The sequence below is a fragment of the Micromonospora sp. WMMD1102 genome, from assembly GCF_029626265.1.
Taxonomy (GTDB): domain Bacteria; phylum Actinomycetota; class Actinomycetes; order Mycobacteriales; family Micromonosporaceae; genus Plantactinospora.
Genome location: NZ_JARUBN010000001.1, coordinates 5,878,616 through 5,903,479 on the forward strand (window position 1 = coordinate 5,878,616; position 24,864 = coordinate 5,903,479).

Below are 24,864 nucleotides of genomic sequence, written 5' to 3' on the forward strand. Positions count from 1 at the left end.
ACCGCCCACATCGCCCTCCGCCCCGGCCACCCCGACCGCCACCCCCGGCCACCTCGACCGCAACCCCGGCGGGGCCGGCCGGGTGGTCATGATCACCTTTACGTTCTTTCCCGCGTCCCGCAGGGCAGTACTTGTGCCACTGGGGGTTAGGCACCGCAGCTACGCTCAGTACGCTCAGCGGTGGACACCCGTCATCACCGGAGGTGCACTGATTGTGACCGTACGTAGCTCGTTCGTGGTCGTTGCGAATCGCCTGCCGGTCGACGAGGTGACCACCCCCGAAGGGCGGCAGTGGCGCCGCAGCCCGGGGGGACTGGTCACCGCCCTGCATCCGGTGCTCGCCCAGCACCAGGGCACCTGGGTCGGCTGGGCCGGCGGGGTGGGCGCCGCGCCGGAGCCGTTCGACCTGGAGGGGATCCGGCTGCACCCGGTGCCGCTGAGCGCCGAGGAACTCGAACGCTACTACGAGGGGCAGTCCAACGCCACGATCTGGCCGCTCTACCACGACGCGGTGGAGACCCCGGCGTACAAGCGCCGCTGGCGGGAGGCGTACCGGCTGGTGAACGCCAGGTTCGCCGAGGCGTCGGCGGAGGTGGCGGCCGAGGGCGCGACGGTCTGGGTGCAGGACTACCAGCTCCAGCTGGTGCCGGCGATGCTCCGCGAACTCCGTCCCGACCTGCGGATCGGTTTCTTCCTGCACATCCCGTTTCCGCCGATCGAACTCTTCATGCAGATGCCGCTGCGCGCCGAGGTGTTGCGCGGGCTGCTCGGCGCCGACCTGGTCGGCTTCCAGCAACGACTGGCGGCGCAGAACTTCGTCCGGCTGGCCCGGCACCTGCTCGGGCTCCGCTACGAGGGCCAGATGATCAAGGTGGACGGGCGGAGCGTCAAGGCCGGCGCGTTCCCCATCTCGATCGACGTCGCCGAGATGGAGCGGATGGCCGCCGACCCGGCCGTGCAGGCCCGGGCCAAGCAGATCCGCACCGAGCTGGGCGACCCGAAGACGGTGATCCTCGGGGTGGACCGGCTCGACTACACCAAGGGGATCGAGCTTCGACTCAAGGCGTTCCGCGAGTTGCTCTCTGACGGAAAGTTGACAGTTCCCGACGCGGTTATGGTGCAGGTTGCCACGCCAAGTCGGGAACGGGTGGAGCACTACCAGGCACTCCGGGTCAAGGTGGAACGCGAAGTTGGTCGAATTAATGGTGAATTCGGCCGGGTCGGTGTACCGGCCGTCCATTACCTCCATCAGTCGTACAGTCGCAGTGAACTGGCCGCGCTCTACTGCGCGGCCGACGTGATGATGGTGACCCCGCTGCGAGACGGAATGAATCTGGTGGCCAAGGAGTACGTAGCAACGCGCGCCGACTCGGGCGGTGCACTCGTGCTCAGTGAGTTTGCCGGCGCCGCCACCGAGCTGCGCCAGGCATTCCTCTGTAACCCGCACGACCCGGACGGCGTCAAGGACGCGCTGCTGCGCGCGGTGCACGTCGACAAGGTGGAGGCCCGGCGCCGCATGCGCATCATGCAGCGCCACCTGCGTACCCACGACGTCGGACACTGGGCCCGGTCCTTCCTCAACGAGTTGGGCGTACCCGAGACGGAGGACGAGTGAAGTCCGGCTCCCTACTCGACGAGGGTCCCCGCACCCTCGACTCGATCGACCCCGAGCTGCGGTCCGCGATCGGCCGGATAGCCCGGGTGCCACAGCTCCTGGTCGCCTGCGACTACGACGGCACACTCGCGCCGATCGTGGAGGACCCGACCAAGGCCGTGCCGCTGCCCGAGTCGGTCGCCGCGGTACGCGCGCTGGCCGCCCTGCCGCAGACCACCGTCGCCGTGGTCTCCGGCCGGGCCCTGCGCGACCTGGCCACCCTCTCCCGGCTGCCCAGCGAGGTGCACCTGGTGGGCAGCCACGGCTCCGAGTTCGACATCGGTTTCGTCGAACGGCTCTCCCCCGAGCTGATCGAGGTACGCACCCGGCTGCGCAACGAGCTGCGCCAGATCGTCGCCGGCCGGGCCCGGGTACGCCTGGAGACCAAGCCGGCCAGCGTCGCCGTACACACCCGGGGCGCCGACCCCGAGGTGGCCGCCGAGGTCGTCGCGGCGGTGGACGCCGGTCCCGCCGGCTGGCCGGACGTCACGGTCACCCGGGGCAAGGAAGTGATCGAGCTGTCGGTGATCCCCACCGACAAGGGGACCGCGCTCGAACAGCTCCGCACCCAGCTCTCGGCCAGCGCCGCCCTCTTCCTCGGCGACGACGTCACCGACGAGAACGCCTTCGCCAAGCTGCACGGGCCGGACGTCGGGATCAAGATCGGCCCGGGCGAGACCCGGGCCGCCTTCCGGATCGACCAACCCGTCGACGCCGCCCGGGTACTGGCGCTGGTGCTGGAGGTACGCCGCAACTGGCTCTTCGGCGAGCGGGCCGTACCGATCGAGCGGCACTCGATGCTGGCCAACGGACGTACCGTCGCACTCGTCACCCCCGAGGCGAGCCTGAGCTGGCTCTGCCACCCCAAGCCCGACTCTCCGGCGATCTTCGCCGACCTGGTCGGCGGCAACCCGGCCGGCTACTTCAGCATCGCCCCGGAACGCGGCGGCCTGCCGCTCGGCCAGCGCTACCGGACCGGCACGATGACCGTCGAGACCCGCTGGTCCGGGCTGACCGTCACCGACTGGCTGGACCGGCCGTCCGCCGACGACGTGCCCACCGGCTCGGCGGTGATCAGCGGCGACTCGACCCTGGTCCGGGTGCTCAGCGGCGCCGGCCGGGTCCGGCTGGACTTCGCCCCCCGACCCGAGTTCGGCCAGGTCGCGGTGCAGCTCCAGCCGCTCGGCGACGGGCTGCTGGTGCTCGGCTCCAACGAGCCGATCGCGCTCTACTCCCCCGGCGTCGAGTGGCGGATCAACAACGACGGCGGGTACGAGACCGCCCGGGCCGTCGTCGACCTGGCCGCCGCCGGTGGCCAGATCACCTGCGAGCTGCGGTTCGGCTCGCACAGCCTGGAACACCACCGGGTGCCGGTGCACGAGCGGCAGGCGGTGGCCGAGCAGCCGTGGCGGGACTGGGTCAGCGGGCTGCGGCTGCCCAACTCCGCCCGCGACCTGGTCGGGCGGAGCGCGCTCACCCTGCGCGGCCTGGTGCACGAGGCCAGCGGCTCGATCCTGGCCGCCGCCACCACCTCGCTGCCCGAGGAGCTGGGCGGGGTCCGCAACTGGGACTACCGGTACTGCTGGCTGCGCGACGCCGCGATGACCGCCCGAGCCCTGGTCGACCTCGGCTCACTCACCGAGGCGGAAGGCTTCCTGCGCTGGGTGGACGGCTGCGTCGAGCGCACCGGCGGGCACCCCGAGCGGCTGCACCCGCTCTACACCGTCGACGGCTACGAACTCGGCGCCGAGGCGGTCATCGACACCCTGCCCGGGTACGCCGGCTCCCGGCCCGTCCGGGTCGGCAACCTCGCCAACCACCAGCTCCAGCTCGACGTCTTCGGGCCGGTCGCCGACCTGCTGGCGGCGGTCGCCGACCTGCGCGGCGAGGTGCGGGACACCGAGTGGCGGGTGCTGGAGAACATGGTCGAGGCGGTCGCCCGGCGCTGGCACGAGCCCGACCACGGGCTCTGGGAGGCCCGCCTGCCGCCCCGGCACCACGTCTACTCCAAGGTGATGTGCTGGATGACCGTGGACCGGGCGCTGCACGTCGTCCGGCGGCACGGCGACGGCGACCGGCCGGAGTGGGTCGAACTGCGCGACCGGATCGGGCACAACGTGCTGGAGTTCGGCTGGCACGCCGGCGCCGGCGCCTACACGGTGGCGTACGGCGACGAGGAGATGGACGCCTCCTCGCTCTGGATCGGCCTGTCGGGGCTGCTGCCCAACGACGATCCCCGGTTCCTGGCCACCGTGCTGAAGGTCGAGGCCGACCTGCGCAGCGGCCCGGTCGTCTACCGCTACCGCTGGGACGACGGGCTGCCGGGCCGAGAGGGCGGCTTCCACATCTGCACCGCCTGGCTGATCGAGGCGTACCTGCGTACCGGCCGGCGGTCCGACGCCGAGGAGCTGTTCACGCAGATGGTGGACACCGCCGGCCCGACCGGGCTGCTGCCCGAGCAGTACGACCCGATCTCCGAGCGTGGGCTGGGCAACCACCCGCAGGCGTACAGCCACCTCGGCCTGATCCGCTGCGCCCTCCTGCTGGACAACATGCTCAAACACTGACCCTGCCCCGCCCTGCCCGCTGGGCACGATCGCGTTACTACCCGGAGAGAGTGGCCTCGCCCAACCCCTGAGGCCACTCTTTTCCGTATCCAGCGCGATCTTCGCCCCCGTCGGCACGGTGAGCGCCGTGGGCGGGATGGGTTGGGAGCTCGGCGAGGGTGGTCACCACGTCGCCGAAGACGACCACTGCCGGGGGGCGGAAGTTGGCCGCCCTGGTCTCCGCCGCGACGGCATCCAGGGTCGACCGGAGCAGCCGCTGGCCGTCGGTCGTACCCTCCTGGACCACCGCCGCCGGGGTCTGCGGCGCCCGGCCGTGCGCCCGGAGCGCGGCGGCGATCGCCGGCAGGTTGTTCAGCCCCATCAGGACCACCAGGGTGCCGCGCAGCCGGGCCAGCGCCGACCAGTCGACGAGCGAGTCGGGATGCTCCGGCGGAAGGTGCCCGGAGACCACCGTGAACTCGTGCGCCACCCCCCGGTGCGTCACCGGGATACCCGCCGCCGCGGCGGCCGCGACCGAACTGGTCACCCCGGGAACCACGGTCACCGGAACACCGGCCGCCGCACAGGCCAGCGCCTCCTCGCCACCCCGACCGAAGACGTACGGGTCGCCGCCCTTGAGGCGTACCACCCGGGCGCCGGCCAGGGCCCGGTCCACGAGTACCCGGTTGATCTCCTCCTGGGCGGCGGCCGGACCGTGCGGGATCTTCGTGGCGTCCACCAGCTCGACCTCGGGACGCAGCTCGTCGAGGAGCAGGCCGGGAACCAGCCGGTCGGCGACCACCACGTCGGCCTCGGCGAGCAGCCGCCGACCGCGTACGGTGATCAGCTCGGGGTCGCCGGGGCCCGCGCCGACCAGCGCGACCCGGCCGACCGGACGCGCCGGCTGCCTGCTGGCCGGGACGTCCTCCGGCGGGACCGGACCGTCTCCGGCCGGGGTCTCGGCAGGAAGGGCGCCGATGATCAACTGCTCCCGGATGGCGTCCCGGACCGCCATCGCCCGGCGCGGGTCACCGCCGCCGAGCACGGCAACGGTGAGCGGGCCGTGCCGGGTCACCGCCGGAGTCCAGGCGGACGCGGCGTCCCGGTCGTCGGCGCGTACGCAGAAGATCTGCCGCTCCAGCGCGGCGGTGCTGACCGTCTCGGCGGCCACCGGATCGTCCACCGCCACCTGGACCAGCCAGGCACCGTCGAGATCGGCCGGCGCGAACTGCCGGGCGACCCACTCGACCCGGCCCGCGTCGACGTGCGCCCGCAGCGCCGGGGTCAGCTCGGGGGCGACCACCACCACCCGGGCCTCCGCGTCCAGCAGCGCCGGCACCCGCCGGGTCGCCACCGCCCCACCACCGACCACCAGCACACGCCGGCCGGCGAGCCGCAGCGCCAGCGGATACATGATCATTTCTCCGACACTCCCGCCGCGTCGAAGGTGGCCACCTCGTGCAGTACCCGCACCGCACCGGCGACCACCGGATAGCCGAGCAGGGCGCCGGTGCCCTCGCCGAGCCGTAGGCCCAGGTCGATTATCGGCAGCAGACCCAGCCGGTCCAAACCGGCGGTCGCGCCCGGTTCGGCCGAGCGGTGCCCGGCGACCATCGCGCCGACCGCGTCCGGGGCGAAGGCAGCCGCCGCGAGCGCGGCGGCGACCGCGTTCACCCCGTCCAGCAGCACCGGAACCCGCCGCGCGGCGCCGCCGAGGACGAAACCGGCCAGCGCCGCGTGTTCCAGCCCGCCGAACGCGGCCAGCACGCCGAGCGGGTCGGCCGGATCGGGTACGTGCCGGGCCAGCGCCGCCCGGACCACGGCGACCTTGCGGGCGTACGTGACGTCGTCGATCCCGGTACCCCGTCCGGTGGCCTCGGCCGGGTCGATCCCGGTGAAGACGGCGATCAACGCGGCGGCGGCCGTGGTGTTGGCGATCCCCATGTCACCGGTGACCAGGATGCCGGCGCCGGAGTCGAGCAGTTCGTGTGCCGTCCGGATGCCGGTCTCGACCGCCTCGCGCGCCTCCTCCCGGGTCAGGGCGGGCCGGGCCGTCATGTCCCGGGTGCCGGCCCGGACCTTCGCGTCGACCAGCCGGGGAAGCGCGCGCGCCGAACGCTGCGCCGGCACCCTGGCCTGGGCCAGCGGGGTGGCCACCCCGACGTCCACCACGATCACGGTGGCACCGGTCTGCCGGGCGAACGCGTTCACCACCGCACCGCCGGACAGGAAGTTGCCGACCATCTGCGCGGTGACCTCCTGCGGCCACGGAGTCACTCCCTGGGCGTGCACCCCGTGGTCGGCGGCGAAGATCGCCACCGCGGCGGGCTCGGGCAGCGGCGGCGGGCAGACGCCGGCCAGCCCGGCGAGGCGTACCGAGAGTTCCTCCAGCGCACCGAGTGAACCGGCCGGCTTGGTCAGTCTGGCGTGCAGGTCGTGCGCCGCGGCCATGGCATCCTCGTCGAGGGGACCGATCTCGGCGAGGGTGGCATCCAACATCATTCCTCCAGGATCCCGGCCAACGCGGCCACGAACAGGTCGGTGGTGGCAGTGTCCCGTACCGCCAGACGCAGCCAGTCGGGGCCCAGACCGGGGAAGGTGTCACCCCGGCGTACCGCGAAACCCCGGTCGCGCAGGGCCAGCCGTACCCGCGCCGCCCCGGGCAGGTGCACCAGGACGAACGCGCTGGCCGGGGTGCCGGCGACGCGTACCCGGGGCAGTTCGCCCAGCCGACGCACCAGGTACGACCGCTCGACGGCGAGCCGGGCGGCGATCCGGCGCTCCTCCCGCACGGCGGCGGGCGTGGCGCAGGCCGCCGCCGCGGCGAGCGCGGGGGTCGAGACCGCCCAGAGCGGTTGTACCGCCGCCAGCTGTCGCACCAGCCCGGCCGGGGCGAGCAGGTAGCCGATCCGGAGTCCGGCCAGCCCCCAGGTCTTGGTGAGGCTGCGCACCACGACCAGCCCCGGAAGGTCGCGCCGACTCGCCAGGGACTCGGGTTCGGCGGTGCGCCGGCTCGCCGGGGAGTCCGGTTCGGTGATGTCGCCGAAAGCGTCTGCCGCAGGGGTGCCGGCTCCGGGGCCGAGGGTGGAGTCCGCGAATGCCTCGTCGACGACCAGCACCCGGCCGGGGCGGGCCAGGCTGGCGAGTACGTCCGCCGGATGCAGTACCGAGGTGGGGTTGGTCGGGTTGCCGACGAAGACCAGGTCGGCGTCGGCCGGTACCAGTTCGGGGTCCAGCCGGAAGCCGGTGCCGGCCCGCAGCAGCACCCGCTCCACCCGGTGTCCGGCCGCCCGCAGTGCCGCCTCCGGTTCGGTGAACTGCGGGTGTACGACGACCGGCCGGCGCGCTTCCCGGAACGCCTGGGCGAGCAGTACGAAACCCTCCGCCGCTCCGGCGGTCAGCAGTACCTCGTCGGCCGGGCGGCGGTGCCGGGCGGCGACGGCGGCCCGGGCCGGGTCGGGGTCGGGATAGGCGGTAAGCGTCTCCATCGAGGCGAGGATCGGCTCCCGCAGCCAGGCCGGCATCGGCTGCCGCTGGACGTTCACCGCGAGATCCACCAGGCCGGGGGCCAGCTCGACGTCGCCGTGGTGACCGAGATCGGGATCGTGCTGACCGAGATCGGGTCTGGGATGGGCGGGAGCGGGCCCGTGGGGTGGTGGTGTGGGCGCGGGCCGGGACATGGGGATGATCCTGCCGAGCGGGCGGCGGTGCCGGCCAGCGGGTGGGGCGGGCGGATCGCAGATTGTCGATCAATCCGCGCCCGTGGAGTCGCATAATCGCGAATTTTTATCAGGTTTTACTTTGATTTATCCTAGCTTGAAGAGGTGACCAACCCCACCACCCGGGCTACCTCCGGTCGTCTCGTACCCCTGTTCCGAGCTGGCGTCATCTCCGGCGTGGTCGTCGCGGCGGCGCTCTTCCCGTTCGTCGCGGTCGGCGGGCTCGCCGCCAAGGCCGGCGCCGACCTGGTGGAGAAGACCCCGGCCGACCTGCTCAACTCGGCCCCCGCGCAGACCAGCTACGTCTACGCCGCCGACGGGACCACCCTGATTACCACCTTCTACGAGGAGCACCGCCGATACGTGCCGCTCTCGCAGATGTCGCCGTACGTCCAGCAGGCGATCGTGGCCTCCGAGGACTCCCGGTTCTACGAACACAACGGGGTCGACCCCAAGGGCGTACTCCGGGCCTTCGTCGCCAACCAGCAGGCCGGCGGGGTGTCCCAGGGCGCCTCCACGCTGACCATGCAGTACGTCCGGATGGCCCTGCGGGACAGTGCGAAGACCCCGATGGAGGCGCGGCAGGCCACCGAGCAGACGCCGATCCGCAAGCTCCGCGAGATGCGCCTCGCCCTGGACCTGGAGAAGGAGACGACGAAGGCGCAGATCCTGGAGCGCTATCTCAACTCGGCCTACTTCGGCCACCGGGCGTACGGCATCTACTCGGCATCGGAGATCTTCTTCTCCAAGCTGCCGAAGGACCTCACCCCGGTCGAGGCGGCCACCCTCGCCGGGCTGGTCAAGGCGCCGACCGCGTACGACCCGGCCAGCTCGGACCGGAAGGCCGCCACCGACCGGCGCAACTACGTACTCGACCGGATGCAGGCGATGGGGTACCTCTCCGCACAGGCCACGGCGGCGGCGAAGGCCGAGCCGATCCAGTTGCGCCTGAGCAACCCGCCGAACGACTGCATGTCGGTCCCGGAGCAGCACAACAGCTGGGGCTTCTTCTGCGACTACCTCAAGGCGTGGTGGGCCACCCAGCCGGCCTTCGGCAGCAACTCGCTGGAGCGCCTCGACAAGCTGCGCCGGGGCGGCTACACCATCGTGACCAGCCTGGACCCGAGGATGCAGGAGATCGCCGACGGGCAGGTGCAGGGCGCGGAGGCGATCGGCAGCCCGTACGGGCACGGCCTGGTCGCCGTCGAACCCGGCACCGGCTACGTCAGGTCGATGGCGGTGAACCGGACCTACTCGCTGGACCAGAGCGAGAACGGTCCGCACTCCGACCCGAGCAGGCGCAGCCGGACGAAGGGCAACTATCCGAACACCGTGGTACCGCTGCTCGGCGGCGGGGATCTCCCCGGCTACCAGGCGGGATCGACGTTCAAGATGTTCACCATGCTCGCCGCGCTCGACGCCGGGCTCCCGCTGAGTACGGCGTTCAACTCGCCGCACCGGTTCGTCTCGATCTATCCGGACGGCAGCGGCGGCCCGACCGACTGCGGCGGATTCTGGTGCCCGTCGAACGCCAGCGGCGCGATGAGCGGCACCCAGACCATGTGGTCCGGCTTCGGCAAGTCGGTGAACACGTACTTCGTGTGGCTGGAGCAGAAGGTCGGCGCCGAGAACGTGGTCCGGCTGGCGGAACGGCTGGGGTTGCAGTGGCGTACCGACATCGACAAGCGGCAGGCGTCGCCGAGCCAGGCGAACAAGTGGGGTTCGTTCACCCTCGGGGTCTCCGACGTCACCCCGCTGGAGATGGCCAACGCGTACGCGACGGTCGCCGCCGAGGGACGGTTCTGCGAGGCGCTGCCGGTCAGCTCGATCGTCGCGGCGGACGGCAGGCCGGCGACGTACCGGACCGGTACCGGAATGGACATCGAGATCGCGCTGCCCCGGTGCAGCCAGCAGGTGAGCGCCGACGCGGCCCGGGCCGCCACCGACGCCGCCCGCTGCCCGACCGGGGACACCCCGGCCCGGGGCTCCTGCGGTGGCTGGTCCACCGCCGACCGGGTCCGGGGCATCGTCGGTCGGCCGGTGGCCGGCAAGACGGGTACCACCGACAGCGACCGGGCCGCCTGGTTCGCCGGCTTCACCCCGGAGCTGGCCGCCGCGAGCTTCCTCTCCGATCCGGACAGCCCGATGAACCCGGTCGGTTCGGGCCCGGCGAACAAGCCGATCGACGCGGTCGCCGGATTCCTGAAAGAGGCCCTGAAGGACCAGCCGGTACGCCAGTTCAACCCGCCCTCGGACGAGATCGTGGGCTGAGCCGGGAAGTCCCCAGGTGGGTCAGCCCGGGTGGGGTGTCAGCCCGGGTGGGTGTCAGCCCGGGTGTTCAGTGGCCGGGCGCGTGCAGGTCGGCGGCGACCAGCGACCAGACCTCCAGGTCGACCCGGCCGCTGTGCACGTAACCGGCGTTGCGCAGCAGCCCCTCGTAGGTGAACCCGGCCTTCTCCGCGACCCGTCTGGACGCCGTGTTGCCGGGTGCCACCCGCAGTTCGAGGCGCTGGAGACCGTGCTCCAGGATCAACGCGACGGCTATCGCGTCGACCGCCTCGGCGGCCATGCCGAAGCCGCGCGCCTCCGGCGCGATCGCGTACGACACCTCGGTGACCCGGCCTCCCCAGTCGGTACGTTTAGTCCAGAGGCAGCCCACCAGCCGCTCGTCCTCACGCCGGATCACGCCGTAGTGGTCGCCGTTGCCGCTGTCCCGCCGTTCCTGGGCCATCTCGGTGCACCAGGACTCCGCGTCGATTTGCCCCAGTTCGCGCTGGAACGGCAGCCAACGCTGGGTCTGCTTGTCGCCGAAGATCGTCGACACCGCCGCCGCGTCCGACCGGCGCAACGGACGTACGTGCACCCGCGGGGTCGACACGGTCAGGGTCGGAAAGCGGCGCACCGCCACCTCTCCGCTCATGCCGCCGGCTCACCCCCGGTGCCGGCTCCGCTCGTCGACCGGATCACCCCACCGGCCCACCGGCCGGGCTGGTCGGCGCGGCACCTGCCACCCGCTCGGACGTCGCCACCCGCTCGGCTCCGCCCGGGCCAGCGGGTCGGGCGCCCTGCGCGGCAGGTTCGGCCTCCGCCCGGCCCGCCGGGGATGCCGCGCCCGCCCCATCCGGCCCGTCAGCTGGCCGGACCGGCCTGTCGGCGGCACCTCCGGGCGCCATCTGCTCGTCGGCGGGTACCAGCCTGGGACGTGGTGCGGAACCCGCTCCGGAAGTCCCGGCCGGCCTTGGTCCGGGCTGCGGCGCCGGCCCAGATCCGGGCAGTCCGGCCGGCCTCGTTCCCGGCTGCGGCGCCGGCCCAGATCCGGGCAGTCCGGCCGGCCTCGTTCCCGGCTGCGGCGCCGGCCCAGATCCGGGCAGTCCGGCCGCTGGCCTCGGCGGACCGGCGGGTGGGCGGCTGGCTGCCCCCTGCGGTGCCCCACCGTTCGACACCGGCGGCGCACCCGCTGGGCCGGCCGGCCGGTGGCCGGCGGGCGGGCCGGCAGCCACGCCCGGGGGGGCCGGCGATACGGACGCCGGGCCGGCCGGTGACACGGAGGCCGGCGGGACCGGAGCGACCGATGCCCCGGAGAGTGGCGCCCCCAAGCCATCGGGTGCTCCGGACGGAGGGCCAGCAGGCGCTCCGGATGCCGGGGCCGCAGGCGCTCCGGACGTGGGGGCCGCAGGCGCTCCGGACGTCGGGCCGGCGGGCGCTCCGGACGTCGGGGTGGCGGGCGCTCCGGACGTCGGGGTGGCGGGCGCTCCGGACGTCGGGGTGGCGGGCGCTCCGGACGTCGGGGTGGCGGGTGCGGGCGTGCTGGCAGCCGCCGCCGCGGCGGCGACGAGGCGGCTGGCTATCACCGGGCTGCTCGCCCAGTGCAGCGTCAACTGGGAGGCGTGCACCCGGCGCCAGACGAACCCCTCCGGCGGGCCGCCGCCCCAGCTCCAGGCCGGGGTCTGTCCGGCCCGGGGCGTCAGCACGCCACGGTGCTGCTTGTAGCCGACCACCCGGGCACCGAGCCGGGCCACCGGGGTGTCCGCCTGCGCCGTCGCCTCGCGGTAGCCGACCACGATCCGGTCCAGGCTCGCCCCGGCGGCGTCCAGTACGCCGCACATCGGGTGCCCGTCGAACTCCCGGGCCAGCCAGAGCAGGCCGGCACCCTCGGCGATCACCGGTCGGCCGGTACGGGCCAGTTCGGCAACCGCGATACAGAGCCGCCGGTTCGCCGACAGCTCCTCGGCGTACGTCTCCGGCAGCCCTCCGCCGATCGTCAACGCACCGGCCTCGGCCGGCAGGGTCTCGTCGCGGAGCGGGTCGAAGGTGACCACCTCGGCACCGGCCGCGGCAAGCAGTTCGGCGGTCTCGGCGTACGAGTACGACAGCGCCGGGCCGCCGGCCAGCGCCACCACGGTGTTCTTGGCCGGTGCCTCGTCGACCGGCCCCAGTTCGGCGAGCGCCTCCGCGGCCGACCAGGCGGTCACCGGTACCCGGGGTGCCGAGCGGGCCAGCGCCATCAGCCGGTCGAGGTCGACGGCTCCGGCGATCGCCTCGCCGAGTCGGCGCACCCCCCGGTACGCCTCGACGCCGCGCTGCATCACCGGCACCACGCCGTGCTGCCGGGACGGCAGGACGGCGGGCAGGTCCCGTCGGCGCAGCGCGCCGAAGACCGGTACGCCGATGTCGTCCAGCGCGTCCCGGAGCAGTTGCTCGTGCCGGTCCGAGGCGACCCGGTTCAGGATCACGCCGCCGAGCCAGAGCATCTCGTCGTACGCCCGGAAGCCGTGCGCCAGCGCGGCGACCGACTGGCCCATCGAGCCCACGTCGACGACCAGCACCACCGGGGCCCGCAGGGTGGTGGCGATCGCGGCGGTGGAGTCGACCTCGGGCCGGCCGGCCAGGCTGTCGAAGAGCCCCATCGTGCCCTCCACGACCGCGATCTCGGCGTCGCCGGAGCCGTGTGCGAAGAGCGGGGCGATCCGCTGCGCGCCGACCAGCCGGGGGTCGAGGTTGCGGCCGGGGCGGCCGGCGGCGAGTCCGAGGTAGGCGGCGTCGGTGTGGTCGGGGCCGACCTTGAACCCGGCGGCGTCCAGCCCACGGGCGGCGAGCGCGGCGAGCAGGCCGACCGCGATGGCGGTCTTGCCGTGTCCGGACGACGGTGCGCTCACCACTAGGCGCGGCGCGGCGATCATGTCGGCTCCTCGGGGCGGTCACCGGCCCGGTCGGGCGGTGCGGCGGTTCTGGTACGGCGGTTCTGGTACGGACGGGGGTGGTGCGAGGGACGGACCGGCCGACCCGTCGATCGAACCGACGCGCGTGAGGATACCCGGCACCGGCCGCCGTGCCGGCCCGCCGAGCCGGCCGCCCGGGAAACCGCCGGAACCGCCCGGTAACCTCGTGTTGTGTACCGGTTCCTGCTCACGCCCCGCTGGCTGGGCATCCTCGCGCTGACCCTGGCGGCGGCCACCGTGATGGTGCTGCTGGGCAACTGGCAGCTGAGTCGCTACCAGGAGCGGGCCGCGATCAACCAGCGGATCGACGAGACCGCGAAGCTGGCACCGGTGCCGGTCGAGGAGGTGCTCCCCCGGCCGGACGGCCCGGCTGGCAGCGCCGGGCAGCCGCCGCCGGCCGGCGCGGCCTGGACCCGGGTCAGCGTGACCGGGCGGTACGACAGCGCGAACGTGATCCTGGTCCGCAGCCGTACCGTGCAGAGCAGGGTCGGTTTCGAGGTGCTCACCCCGTTGCGGCTGGCCGACGGCAGCGCCGTACTCGTGGACCGGGGCTGGATCCCGCCGGCCCCGGGCGGCGCGGCGGTCACCCGGCCCGAGATCCCCGCCGCCCCCTCCGGCGACGTGACGGTGGTCGGCCGGGTACACCTGTCGGAGAGCAAGCCGGACGCGGTGCTCCGGCGGGACGGCCGGATCGAGACGCGGCGGATCGCCGTGCCGGCGCTGGCCCGGGAGTTGCCGTACCCGGTCTACTCCGCCTACCTGCTGCTGGACGAGCAGACCCCGGCCGCCGATCCGGCCTTCTCCGCAATACCGATCCGGCACGAGAACGACTGGCAGAACGGCGGGTACGTCGTCCAGTGGTGGTTGTTCGCGCTGCTGGCGCTGGTCGGGTTCGGCTGGGCGGCCCGCCGGGAGGCGCGCGGCGACCTGAAGGACCCCGACGCGCACCGGGACCGGGCCGGACAGGACCGGGCTGGGCAGGACCGAGCCGGACAGGATCGGGCTGGGCTGGAGGGCCGGGCTGACCTGCCGGCCGGGGCGGCGCCGAACTCCTGACCCGTCGGTGTCGGCCCGGCTCGGCGGGAGGTGCCGGTCGGGGAACTCAGTCGGGGCGCCGGCCCGCGTGGATGGCTCGTACCGTGTCGATGGTGTCCGCCTCCGCCGCGCTCTTGTCGTCGCGGTAGCGCAGCACCCGGGCGAAACGCAGCGCCACGCCGCCCGGATAGCGGGGACTGCTCTGCACCCCGTCGAAGGCGATCTCCACGACCTGCTCGGGGCGCACCCGGACCACCCAGTCGCCGCGCTCCACCGCCAACTCCTGGAACCGCTCGGTCTGCCAGCGCAGCAACTCGTCGGTAAGCCCCTTGAAGGTCTTGCCGAGCATCACGAAGCCGCCGGTCTCCGGATCGCGGGCACCGAGGTGCAGGTTCGACAGCCAGCCCTTGCGCCGGCCGCTGCCCCACTCGACGGCGAGCACGACGAGGTCGAGGGTGTGCCTCGGCTTGACCTTGACCCAGGCGGCACCCCGCCGACCCGCGTCGTACGCCGCCTCCGGCGCCTTGACCACGATCCCCTCGTGTCCCGCGTCGACCGCCGCGGCGAACGCCGCAGACGCCTGCTCGGCCGTGTCGACGGTGATCCGCTCGACGAGTTGGGCCGGTGCCACCGTACGGGCCAGCGCGGTCCAGCGCTCGTGTCCCGGTGCGTCGAGCAGGTCGACACCGTCCAGGTGCAGGATGTCGAAGAAGTACGGCGTCAGCACCACTCCACCGCCGGTGCTCGCCGCCGCGACCACGGCGGGCGCGACGGCCGTCGGGCGCTCCGGTCCGGGGATCTCGGCCGGCGCCACACCCGAGCTGCCGATCCGGGGCACCTCCGAGATGTCGACCGGCCCCACCGAGCGCACCGACCCGGCGGTCGACGCCTCGGCCGGCGCCGCGCCGAAGCTCCGGGAGCCGTCGTCGGCGGCGCCGTCGGGGTCCCGGCCCTGGCCGGTCTCGTCACGGACGGCCCGCCGGGCTCCCCTGGTGGCCGCCCGGCTGGCGGTCTCCTGGAACGGTCGTGGCCGGCCGGCGGCGTCGAGGGCGATCGCCTCGCCGTCCAGCACCAGCTCCCGGGCGGGCAGCGAACGGACCGCCGCCACCACCTCGGGAACCCGCGAGGTGATCTCGTCCAGACTGCGGGTGAAGACGGCGATGTCGTCGCCGGAGCGGTGCACCTGGATCCGGATACCGTCCAGTTTCACGTCGACCACCGCCGGCAGCCCGACGGCGTCCAGCGCCTCCTCGACCGAGGCCGCGCTCTGCGCCAGCATCGGCGCGAGCGGGCGACCGACCTGCAACGCGAACCCGGTAAGCGCCGCCGAGCCGCCGGTGAGGGCCGCCGCCGCGACCGTCTTCAGGTCACCGGCGAGCAGCACGGCCCGGCGGACCGTCGGCAGCGGCACCTCGGCCGCTCGGGCGACCGCCTCGGCCAGCAGGCCGGTCTGGGCACCCTGCCGCAGCTCGCCGCTGAACAGGCCGAGCAGCAGCCGCCGCTCCTCGGTCGTGGCGGCACCGAAGAGGGCCGCCAACAGCTCCCGGCGGCGTTGCTGGGAGCCCGGCCCGCGCACCTCGGCCAGCTCCGCTATCGCCGCGTCGACCCCGGCCACCGTCAGGGTCGGCTCTTCGGCCGCCGGGGGCAGCTCGCGGAGGCTGGCGTAGCCGACTCCGGTCTGCCGCTGGCGCAGCTCACCGGCGAGATAGCCGGAGCCGGCGACCAGCTCCGCCGGGGCGAGGTTGCGCAGCGCCTCGGCGAGCAGCTCGACCTTGGCCCGCCGCCCGGAGGTGGCGGCGACGGCGGTGGAGGTGGCTGCCAGGTCAACGAAGCGCACGGCTCCATCCTGGCAGCCGCCACCGACATCTTTCCGGCCGGGCCGGCTCTCGTCCCCCGACTGAGCTGGGCGGGAACGCTCAGACCGGGGCAGGTTCCTCGATCCGCAGGCCGCGGGCACGCACTCCGTCGGCCACCCGGGCGAGAGCGGCGTCGAGCGCACAGAGAACTGTGGAAAGCTCGCCGAGCTGGTCCCGGAGCGCATCCTCGGACCACGCGGAGACGTCGACGTCCCGCAGCGCACTGACCGCGGCGTCGAGCCGCGCGATGGCCTCGTTCGTACTCATGTTCGAAATCCTACCGTCTCGACGATCCCGGCGGGCGCTTTCTCCGCTTTCTCCCGGCGAACCTCCGATCGTGTCACGGGTGGGCTATCTTTCGAACTACGGTCATCGGTCCTGTGTACACACTCCCCCTCAGCCAGGCGCGGTCCGGCCACCGGACCCGGGCTCCGGCGCCGACCCTCCGGAGAGTCATGACAAACGCCAACCTCCGCCCCGGCGGGCGGTTCGGTGCGGCTGCCGCCGCAGTGCTGGCCGCGGCGCTCGCGCTGACCGCCGCACCCAGCCCGGCGCAGGCCGCCGCCCAGCCACGGTTGCAGGTCACCGGCGCCGCCCAGGCGACGATCGACGCGACCGGCACCACCATCGGCTTCCACCTCGGCAACACCGGGGACGCACCGGCGACCGGGCTCGACGCGGTCTACGACGCCAGCTCCACCACCGGCGACGTCGTCCTCACCGTCCCGGCCGGCAGCGGCCAGGACTGCCAGCTGACCGGGAAGACGGTGCGGTGCCGGCACGGCGACCTGGCGCCGGGGCAGGAGACGATGGTCCAGCCGATCATGCTGCGCGGTGCCCCCGGCGCCCGACCGGGCCCGGCGGGAAGCGTCCGGGTCAGCGTCTCGGCCCAGGGCCCCGACGACAGCACGGTCTCCGCGACGTACGAGCTGCCGGTGCGCATACAGGCCACCGGCTCGGGCCTGACGGCCGAGGTCGACGACCTGGGTTCCGCACAGCAGCGGGTGGGTGGCGGCGACCGCCGTCCGCTGCACGCCCGCGTGTTCAACTCCGGGGACAGCACCGTGCCCGGTTTCCGGTTGACGATCACCCTGCCGCAGGGCGCCACCTTCGCCGAGCGGTACACGGACTGCACCTACGGCGACGACCTCCCCGGCGAGCCGGCGGACGGTTACGTCTACGGTCCGCAGCGGGTGACCTGCCCGATGCAGGTGATCCTGGAACCGGGCAACGGCGTCGGCTTCTCCGACCCGGTCTCCGGCGACGCGGCGTTCACCGTCGTCTTCGGCAAGAACCTGGCGGGCCCCGCCGAGGAGACCGGCCGGTTCGAGGTCGACGTGCTGGAGCAGCCACTCGCCGAGGCCCGGCGCGGGGCCGGGACGCCGGACGGGCCGTCGCTGGCCGAGAGGGTCGGGCAACTGCGGACTGCGGCCGAGTCGCGGGCCGGGGCCGGGCAGCCGGCCCGGGGCAAGCCCCGCGCGCCGGAACGGCCGGGCGGGAACGAGCCGACGACCACACCGGAACGGCCGGGCCAGGACGAGCCGACGACCACGCCGGACCGGCAGGACGACACCGACGGGCCCGGCCCGGCCCGGCCGGCCACCGCTGCCCAACCCCACGTCGCCGAGTTCGCGGTCTGGACCAAGTCCAACAGCCACGATCTGGAGGTACGCGCGACGGCGGTGACCGGCTCGGTCGGTGACACCGTGGAGGTGCCGTACACCGTCACCAACCACGGGCCGTCGGACGGTGCCGCCGGTTGGCGGATCGTCGCGCCGAGCGGCACCGTGCTGCTGCCCAGCCAGTGGTGCGCGTTCCAGGACGAGCAGGGCGCGGCGGTCGCCGAGCTGACCGAGGTCGACTGCCGCACCGACGACAGGTGGCCGGCGACCGCCTCCGGCGCCGGTGTGGTCTCGACCGTCGTCCGGGTGAAGATCAAGTCCGCGACCGTCACCGGCGGCACCATCACGGTCCGCGGCCTCGGCCCGTCGACGGAGAGCGGTCCGAAGAGCAACACGACCCAGATCCTGGTCAACGAGCCGGGCGGTGGCGGCGGCGCGGACGACGGGCTGCCGATCACCGGGGTACGGACCGGCCCGATCGCCGCCATCGGTGCCGGTGCCCTGCTGCTCGGCACGGTACTGCTGCTGTTCGGCCGGCGCCGCCGAGCGGCCGCGCCCCCGCCCGCCGAGTAACCACCACCCGCACCGCTCCCGGGAGTCAGTCGGTGCTCCCGGGAGCCAGCCGGCGGTGGTAGTCGGCGCGTCAGTCGGCGGTGGCGGTCTCGGCGACCTTGGCCAGCAGCAGCGCCTCGGCGAGGCAGACCCGGGCGAACTCGCCCAGGTGCAGGCTCTCGTTCGGCCCGTGGGCCCGCGCGTACGGATCCTCGACGCCGGTCACCAGGATCGCCGCCTCCGGGAACATCCGACGGAACGTCTCGATGAACGGAATCGAACCGCCCACCCCCATGTCCACCGGCTCGACGCCGTCCCAGGCGGTCCGGAAGGCGGCGCGGGCCGCCTCGTACATCGGGCCGGAGGCGTCGATCACGCACGGCTCGCCGTCGTGTTCCAGGGTCACCGTGACGCTCGCCCCGTGCGGTACGTGCCGGTTCAGGTGCTCGGTCAGCGCCGCGTACGCCTTCGCGGCCTGGTCGCCCGGGGCCAGCCGGACGCTCAGCTTCGCCCTGGCCGACGGGACCAGCGCGTTCGGCGCCTCGGCGGTCGACGGTGCGTCCAGCCCGATCACCGAGATCGCGGGCTTGTTCCAGAACCGGTCGGTCAGCCGGCCGGTGCCGACGAACGAGACACCGTCGAGCATCCCGGCCTCGGTACGCAGCCGCTCCTCCGGATAGTCGACGGTGGCACCCGCCGCGCTGACCAGCCCGTCCACCGCCACGTCACCGGCCGGATCGTGCAGGGTGGCGAGCAGTCGGCAGAGCGTGGTCAGCGCGTCCGGTACCGCTCCGCCGAACATGCCGCTGTGCACGGCCTGGGAGAGCGTGCGAACCTCGACGAAGCAGTTGACGATGCCGCGCAGCGAGGTGGTCAGCGCCGGTACGCCGATGTCCCAGTTGCCCGAGTCGGCGATCACGATCACGTCGGCGGCGATCTCGTCCCGGTGCTCGACGAGCAGCCGCTCCAGCGAATCGGAGCCGTACTCCTCCTCGCCCTCGACGAAGAGCACCACGCCGACCGGCAGCGCGTCGCCGAAGGCCCGCAGCGCGGCGACGTGGGCGAGGATGCCCGCCTTGTCGTCGGCGGCACCCCGTCCGTAGAGCCGGCCGTCCCGCTCCACCGGCTCGAACGGTTCGCTCTGCCAGAGGCTCAGGTCGCCGACCGGCTGCACGTCGTGGTGCGCGTAGAGCAGTACCGTCGGCGCGCCGGGCGGGGCGGGACGCCGGCCGATCACCGCCGGCTGGCCGCCGGACCGGACCACCTGGACGTCGAGGGCACAGCCGCGCAGCAGCTCGGCGACCGCCTCGGCGGAACGCTCGACGTGGGAGTGGTCGAATCCCTCGAAGGCGATGCCGGGGATCCGGACCAGCCGCTCCAGGTCGGCTCGTACGCCGGGCATCTCGCGCTCGACCGCGGCACGCAGTTCGGACTCGGTGCGGATAGTCGTGGTCATGCCGAAGATCGTAGGCTGCGCGGGCCCGACCTGATCGTCCGAGTCCCCGGACCCGGCCGGCGCCGGCCCAGCTCGGAGCGGCATACAGGCGCGGCCGAGGAAGGAATTGGGCAGTTCTGGACCGGCTGCTACGGCTGGGTGTCGTCGGTCGGCGGGGACGGTTCGCCGCCACCGCCGTCCGGCCCGGTGTCCGCCCGGGAGGGGCCGCTCGGGCCCGGGTTGGCACCCCGGCGGGTCCGTCCGGCGGCTCGGGCGGCGGCCTCGCCCGCCGCGTTCATCCAGGAGCGGGCCCGGCCCGCGGTGCCGCCCGCCCAGTCGCCGAGGTCGGTGGCGCCGTCGCCGAGCCGGCGCAGCAGGCCGACCAGCGGGTCCTGGGAGCGCTCGAACGCCTCCCGGTACGACTCCGCCGCCGCCTTGATCTCGGCGGAGACCGAGGTCAGGTCGTCGTCCTCCCGGCGCGGATAGTCACCGCCGAGCAGCCTGGCGTACTCGCCGGAGTCGACCCACCTGCGCAGGTCCGCCGCCCTGGCCACCGGCACCGGGTGGGTACTCCAGGCGGTCATCCGGATCTTGTGCAGGCTGTCCCGGAGGTCACCGCCGCCGTCGTACTCGGAAGCCTGCTCCAGGAAGGCGGCCGTGTCGATCTGGCTCAGGTCGCCGCCCCCGGCCATCTTCATCAGCACCCGGAGCGCCGCCGCCGGATCCTGGCCGGCGAGCAGCCCGGCCCGGTCGCCGGAGAGTTCCGCCTTGCGCCACCACTCAAGCATGGCGGCGATGATCGCCCGGAGGGCGAGCGCGCCGACCGGCAGCCAGCTCAGGTTGGCCGCCCACCGGGTCAGGATGGTCAGGATGGTCTTGTAGACGGCGTGTCCGCTGCCCACGTGCCCGAGTTCGTGGCCGAGCAGGAAGCGGAGTTCGTCGTCGTCGAGCTGGTTGACGCAGGCCGAGCTGAGCACGATGAACGGCCGTTCGAGACCGATCGCCTCGCCGGTCAGCCAGGGCGACTGGGTCACGAAGAGTTCCGGCAGCTCCGGCACGTCGAGCGCGGCGCCGGCCTCGGCGTAGAGCCGGTAGACCCGCGAGTACTGCCGGTGGTCGACCCGGATCGCGGCGGCCAGGTAGGAGAGCCGGAAGCCGCGCTCGTTCCACATCCCGAAGAACGCCTTGACCACGTCGTCGAAGCCGCGCAGCTCGCGCAACGCGGTGAGCGCGCCACGGTCGGCCGGGTGTTCCCAGGCGCGGGAGCTGATACCGCTGAGTGCCACCCGCCGTCGGGCGGGAGTGCCACTCGTGCCGCCTGTCGTCATGGGGTCCCCCGCCCGGCCGCTGCTCGGCTTTCTCCTGCCGATCGTGCCGCAGTGACCCGGATACGTCCATAAGCGGACGAGGGTCGGTCGGTCACCGGATCCGGTGGAAGGCGGTGCTGTCCCGCGCCGGACCGGCGGCACTCTCCTGCGCCGGGCCGGCGGCGCCGTCCACCACCAGGTCGGCCCGTTCGCGGGTACGGTCCGCGGCGAAGTGTGCCCGTTCGCCGCGTCGCCAGACCGTCAGCGCGGGTACCAGCGCGGTGCCGTCCCGGGCCAGGGTGCGGTCCCGGCACAGCCGTGCCGGTGCGGAGACGAAGACGGCCAGCGTCACCTCGGCGGCGATCGCCGCACGGGCGCTGGAGACTCCTTCCACGATCACCACCGGGGCGGGCGGCAGCACAATCCAGTCGGGCCCGAACCGGCCGCGGATCCAGTCGTACCGGCGGTATCGGGCGGGCCGGCCGGCGCGCAGCGGGGCGAGGATCCACTCCTCCAGCCGGGGCCAGAAGGTGAACTGGTCCGCCCAGCCGTCGAGCAGGTCGTCGGTGTGCACCACCGGCACGGTCACCTCGAACGCGGCCGCCAACCGGCTGGCGAAGACGGTCTTGCCGGCGCCGCTCGGCCCGTCGACCGCGACCAGTCGGGTCCGGCCCAGCCGCGCCGGCCGGTTCAGGATCCGGACCGCACAGTCAGCGTACGACTCCACCATCGGTGACACTGACGCCGACCCTACTCCGCGTCGAGCTGGGCGGGGACACAATGATCGGGTGTTCGACCACGATCGGGGGGTGGCGGCGCTGCTGGCGCGGTCCCGTGCCGGAGTACGCCGCCTGAATCCGCCGGAGACGCTCGCGGCGAGCCGGCGCGGGGCGCTGCTGGTGGACACCCGTACCGATCCGCAGCGGGCGGAGCAGGGCGAGTTGCCGGGCGCGCTGGTGATCGACCGGACCGTGCTGGAGTGGCGGCTCGATCCGGCGAGCGGGTCACGGATCCCGGAGGCGGTCGGCTACGACCTCGAGATCGTGGTGATCTGCCGGCAGGGGTACAGCTCCAGTCTGGCGGCGGCGAGCCTCCGGGCGATCGGCCTGTGGCGGGCGACGGACCTGATCGGCGGCTTCGAGGCCTGGCGGCGGGCCGGGCTGCCGTGTACCGCCGGCCCGGCCGACGTGCGGAGGTGACTCCGACACCGGATCACCCGGCCCGGTCGGGCCGGGGGTTGGCGGGGCGCCTGGGGGCACGAACGGCAGGCCGGCCGGTGGGCCCTGCTCGACGAGCCGCCGTAGGGCGGCGGTGTCGAGGTGTTCCTCCACCAGGTCGCCGAGGATGTCGAGGGTGCGTTCCCGGGCTGCGGCGAACGAGGTGTCCGGGGCGACCTGGAAGCCGTGCCGGCCGGCGAGCCGGGCAACCTCGGTGAGGAAGCGGCGGCGGAACTGGTCCGAGGTGAAGGCACCGTGCCAGTGGGTGCCGAAGAGGTTGCCGACGGCAGCGCCCTCCGACCGGCCGTCCGAGTACCTGATCAGGGGTTCCGGTGCCGGATCGGCGGCGCCGGAGACGTAGCCGTGGTGGATCTCGTAGCCCTCGACCGGGACGGTTCCGAACGCCGTGCCCACCGAGCGGGTCACCGTCTTGGCGGCGCCGAAGGTGATCTCGACTGGTAGCAGGCCGAGGCCGGCGACGTGGCCGCGCCCGCTCTCCACCTCGTCGTCGATGCCGCGGGCGAGCATCTGGTAGCCGCCGCAGATGCCGAGCAGCGGCCGGCCGGCGGCGACGTGCGCGTGCACGACCTCGGCCAGTCCGGTGCTCCGCAGCCAGTCCAGGTCGGCCACCGTCGACTTGGTCCCGGGCAGTACGACGAGGTCGGCGGCGGCCAGTTCGGCCGGCTCGACGGTCAGCCGCACCCGTACCCCCGGCTCGGTGGCCAGCGCCTCCACGTCGGTGGCGTTGGAGATCCGGGGCAGCCGGACCACCGCCACGTCCAGCCACTCGTCGCCCTTCGGAGCCGCCGGCCGGCCGAGCACCCGCCCGTAGGCGAGGGAGTCCTCGGCGTCCAGCCAGAGGTCGACGTGCCAGGGCAGCACCCCGTACGTCGGCCGCCCGGTGAGCCGGGTCAGCATGTCGAGCCCGGGTCGGAGCAGGTCGAGATCTCCCCGGAACTTGTTGACCACGAAGCCGGCCACGAGTTCCTGGTCGGCGGCGTCCAGCAGGGCGAGGGTGCCGAACATCGAGGCGAAGACGCCACCCCGGTCGATGTCGCCGACCACGATCGTCGGCAGCCGGGCGTGCCGGGCCAGCCCCATGTTGGTGTAGTCGGTGTCCCGCAGGTTGATCTCGGTCGGGCTGCCGGCCCCCTCGCAGACCACCACGTCGTACTCGCCGCGCAGCTCGGCGAGCGCCTCGAAGGCGGCCGTGGCGAGCCGGGGACGGAGGGTACGGAAGTTGCCGGCGGTGATCGTGTCGACGGCCCGGCCGAGCAGTACCACCTGACTCGACCGGTCACTGCCGGGCTTCAACAGTACCGGGTTGAACCGCAGGTCCGGCGGGAGTCCGCAGGCGGCGGCCTGCATCGCCTGCGCCCGGCCGAGCTCGCCGCCCCGGCCGTCCGGCCCGACCACCACCGCCGAGTTGTTGGACATGTTCTGTGCCTTGAACGGCGCCACCCGGACCCCCTGGCGACGCAGCCAGCGGCAGATGCCGGCGGTGAGCACACTTTTGCCGGCGTCCGAGGTGGTGCCGGCGACCAGCAGCCCGCCGCTCACCGGCGCATCGCTTCCGCCGGGCTCGTCGACTCCCGGACCGGAAGCGGAAGCGGAAGCGAAAGCGGGAACGGAAGCCGACCGCGGACGAGCCAACCCGTCGTCGCCCGACGCGCCCGGCTGGTGGCCGCGTAGGCCGCCGTCAGGGCCAGGGCGGCGAGTCCAACCGCGCCGGAGAGCCGGGCGGCCCGGTCGATGTGCCGGGCCTCCGGCCGGGGACCGTCGCCGAGGAAGGGCCGGACCTCGGAGCGTCCGAAGTAGACGTTGCGACCACCCAGGCGTACCCCGAGGGCGCCCGCCATCGCCGCCTCGCACTGGCCCGCGTTCGGACTCGGATGGTCCGCCCGGTCGCGCCGCCAGACCTGCCAGGCACGCGTCCGGTCACCCCTGACCAGCGGCGCGGCGACGATGGTGAGCAGCCCGGTCAGCCGGGAGGGCAGCAGGTTGAGCAGGTCGTCGAGGCGGGCGGCTGCGGTGCCGAACCGGGCGTACCGCTCGGACCGGTGCCCGACCATCGCGTCCAGGGTGTTCGCCGCACGGTAGCCCAGCAGCCCGGGCAGTCCCGCCACCGCACCCCAGACCAGCGGCGCGACCACAGCGTCAGAGGTGTTCTCCGCCACCGACTCGACCGTGGCGCGGGCGAGTTCGGGCTCGTCGAGCGTCGCCGGGTCCCGCCCGCAGAGGTGGCCCAGCCGTAGCCGTGCCGCCGGCAGGTCCGCCCGGCGCAGGGCCTGGCTCATCACCGTGGCTTCCCGGCGCAGCGTCCGCCCGCCGAGCACCGTCCAGGTGGCGGCGGCGACCAACGCCGTACGGGCCAGCGGTCGCTGCCGGGTCGCGACCGCCGCCACCCCGCCGAGCACCACAGGTACGCCGACCGCCAGGGCCGCGAACCCGGCACCCGAGGTACGCCGAGGCTGGTACGTCCGCCGTTCGAGCGCGGTGGCGAACTGCCCGAATCCGGCGACCGGGTGCCACCGTCGGGGGTCGCCGAAGATCGCGTCCAGGGCGTAGCCGGCAACCAGCCCGGCGGCGTTGGCCGCGCCGCCGTACTGCCTTCGCGGCTGGTGCTGCCGTTGCTGCCGTCGCTGTCGCTGCTGCCGTTCCTGCCGTTGCTGCCGGTACCGGCTGTTTCCGGACAAGCTGCC

General features: G+C 73.7%; 16 protein-coding genes and 2 pseudogenes. 6 read left to right on the forward strand and 12 right to left on the reverse strand.

Annotation, left to right across the window (positions count from 1 at the left end; genetic code table 11):
* The first annotated feature begins 214 nt into the window (after positions 1–214).
* Together O7626_RS26365 and otsB are read left to right on the forward strand one after the other, a co-directional pair.
* Positions 215–1,615, forward strand: coding sequence for a trehalose-6-phosphate synthase (locus O7626_RS26365; protein WP_278063772.1), 1,401 nt, complete (start codon positions 215–217; stop codon positions 1,613–1,615).
* On the forward strand, positions 1,612–4,221 hold the full coding sequence (gene otsB, locus O7626_RS26370; protein WP_278063773.1) for a trehalose-phosphatase: 2,610 nt from the start codon (positions 1,612–1,614) through the stop codon (positions 4,219–4,221). Before O7626_RS26365 ends, otsB begins: the two co-directional genes overlap by 4 nt.
* 37 nt (positions 4,222–4,258) lie before the next feature.
* On the opposite strand, the gene cobA is transcribed toward otsB, so the two are convergent.
* Genes cobA through cobC form a run of 3 tightly spaced genes read right to left on the reverse strand, consistent with a single transcriptional unit; the run spans position 4,259 to position 7,880 of the window.
* Positions 4,259–5,620, reverse strand: coding sequence for a uroporphyrinogen-III C-methyltransferase (gene cobA / locus O7626_RS26375; RefSeq protein ID WP_278063774.1), 1,362 nt, complete (start codon positions 5,618–5,620; stop codon positions 4,259–4,261).
* Positions 5,617–6,699, reverse strand: a complete 1,083-nt coding sequence (gene cobT / locus O7626_RS26380; RefSeq protein ID WP_278066325.1) for a nicotinate-nucleotide--dimethylbenzimidazole phosphoribosyltransferase — start codon at positions 6,697–6,699, stop codon at positions 5,617–5,619. Before cobT ends, cobA begins: the two co-directional genes overlap by 4 nt.
* Entirely contained in the window at positions 6,699–7,880 is a 1,182-nt protein-coding gene (gene cobC / locus O7626_RS26385) for an Rv2231c family pyridoxal phosphate-dependent protein CobC (RefSeq protein WP_278063775.1), read from the reverse strand. Before cobC ends, cobT begins: the two co-directional genes overlap by 1 nt.
* 144 nt (positions 7,881–8,024) lie before the next feature.
* On the opposite strand from cobC, the gene O7626_RS26390 reads away from it, so the two are divergent.
* Positions 8,025–10,190 (forward strand): transglycosylase domain-containing protein, encoded by a 2,166-nt coding sequence (locus O7626_RS26390; protein WP_278063776.1) that lies wholly within the window; start codon positions 8,025–8,027, stop codon positions 10,188–10,190.
* Between the two features lie 67 nt (positions 10,191–10,257).
* On the opposite strand, the gene O7626_RS26395 is transcribed toward O7626_RS26390, so the two are convergent.
* Together O7626_RS26395 and O7626_RS26400 are read right to left on the reverse strand one after the other, a co-directional pair.
* A complete protein-coding gene (locus O7626_RS26395) occupies positions 10,258–10,839 on the reverse strand; it encodes a GNAT family N-acetyltransferase (protein ID WP_278063777.1) in 582 nt (193 codons plus the stop codon).
* Between the two features lie 43 nt (positions 10,840–10,882).
* Positions 10,883–13,099: a cobyrinate a,c-diamide synthase gene (locus O7626_RS26400; RefSeq protein WP_278063778.1), complete on the reverse strand. Its 2,217-nt coding sequence runs from the start codon at positions 13,097–13,099 to the stop codon at positions 10,883–10,885.
* A 210-nt stretch (positions 13,100–13,309) separates the two neighbouring features.
* Between O7626_RS26400 and O7626_RS26405 the strand changes: the two genes are divergently transcribed.
* The gene (locus O7626_RS26405; protein ID WP_278063779.1) at positions 13,310–14,194 is read left to right on the forward strand and encodes an SURF1 family protein; all 885 of its coding nucleotides are present in this window, start codon (positions 13,310–13,312) and stop codon (positions 14,192–14,194) included.
* Between the two features lie 46 nt (positions 14,195–14,240).
* Here O7626_RS26405 and O7626_RS26410 read toward each other — a convergent pair whose 3' ends face one another.
* Both O7626_RS26410 and O7626_RS26415 read right to left on the reverse strand, forming a co-directional pair.
* On the reverse strand, positions 14,241–16,010 hold the full coding sequence (locus O7626_RS26410) for an ATP-dependent DNA ligase (RefSeq protein WP_278063780.1): 1,770 nt from the start codon (positions 16,008–16,010) through the stop codon (positions 14,241–14,243).
* Between the two features lie 79 nt (positions 16,011–16,089).
* Complete coding sequence (locus tag O7626_RS26415) at positions 16,090–16,296, reverse strand: hypothetical protein (protein ID WP_278063781.1); 207 nt, start codon at positions 16,294–16,296, stop codon at positions 16,090–16,092.
* Between the two features lie 188 nt (positions 16,297–16,484).
* Between O7626_RS26415 and O7626_RS26420 the strand changes: the two genes are divergently transcribed.
* Entirely contained in the window at positions 16,485–18,224 is a 1,740-nt protein-coding gene (locus O7626_RS26420; protein ID WP_278063782.1) for a hypothetical protein, read from the forward strand.
* A gap of 70 nt (positions 18,225–18,294) precedes the next feature.
* On the opposite strand, the gene O7626_RS26425 is transcribed toward O7626_RS26420, so the two are convergent.
* The 3 genes and pseudogenes from O7626_RS26425 to O7626_RS26435 all read right to left on the reverse strand — a co-directional run.
* Positions 18,295–19,659, reverse strand: a complete 1,365-nt coding sequence (locus tag O7626_RS26425; RefSeq protein WP_278063783.1) for a dipeptidase — start codon at positions 19,657–19,659, stop codon at positions 18,295–18,297.
* A gap of 128 nt (positions 19,660–19,787) precedes the next feature.
* Entirely contained in the window at positions 19,788–20,966 is a 1,179-nt protein-coding gene (locus O7626_RS26430; protein ID WP_278063784.1) for a M48 family metallopeptidase, read from the reverse strand.
* Positions 20,967–21,126: 160 nt separating this feature from the next.
* Positions 21,127–21,675 (reverse strand): annotated as a pseudogene (locus tag O7626_RS26435) (hypothetical protein); the annotation flags it as partial.
* Between the two features lie 58 nt (positions 21,676–21,733).
* Between O7626_RS26435 and O7626_RS26440 the strand changes: the two are divergent.
* Positions 21,734–22,144 (forward strand): rhodanese-like domain-containing protein, encoded by a 411-nt coding sequence (locus O7626_RS26440; protein WP_278063785.1) that lies wholly within the window; start codon positions 21,734–21,736, stop codon positions 22,142–22,144.
* On the opposite strand, the pseudogene O7626_RS26445 reads toward O7626_RS26440, so the two are convergent.
* Both O7626_RS26445 and O7626_RS26450 read right to left on the reverse strand, forming a co-directional pair.
* Positions 22,043–23,722: pseudogene (locus O7626_RS26445) on the reverse strand (cobyric acid synthase); the annotation flags it as partial. The gene O7626_RS26440 and the pseudogene O7626_RS26445 sit on opposite strands and share 102 nt — an antisense overlap.
* Positions 23,719–24,858 carry a cobalamin biosynthesis protein gene (locus tag O7626_RS26450; protein ID WP_278063786.1) on the reverse strand — a complete coding sequence of 380 codons (1,140 nt, stop codon included), beginning with the start codon at positions 24,856–24,858 and terminating at the stop codon, positions 23,719–23,721. The gene O7626_RS26450 and the pseudogene O7626_RS26445, both read right to left, overlap by 4 nt.
* Between the last annotated feature and the right edge of the window lie 6 nt (positions 24,859–24,864).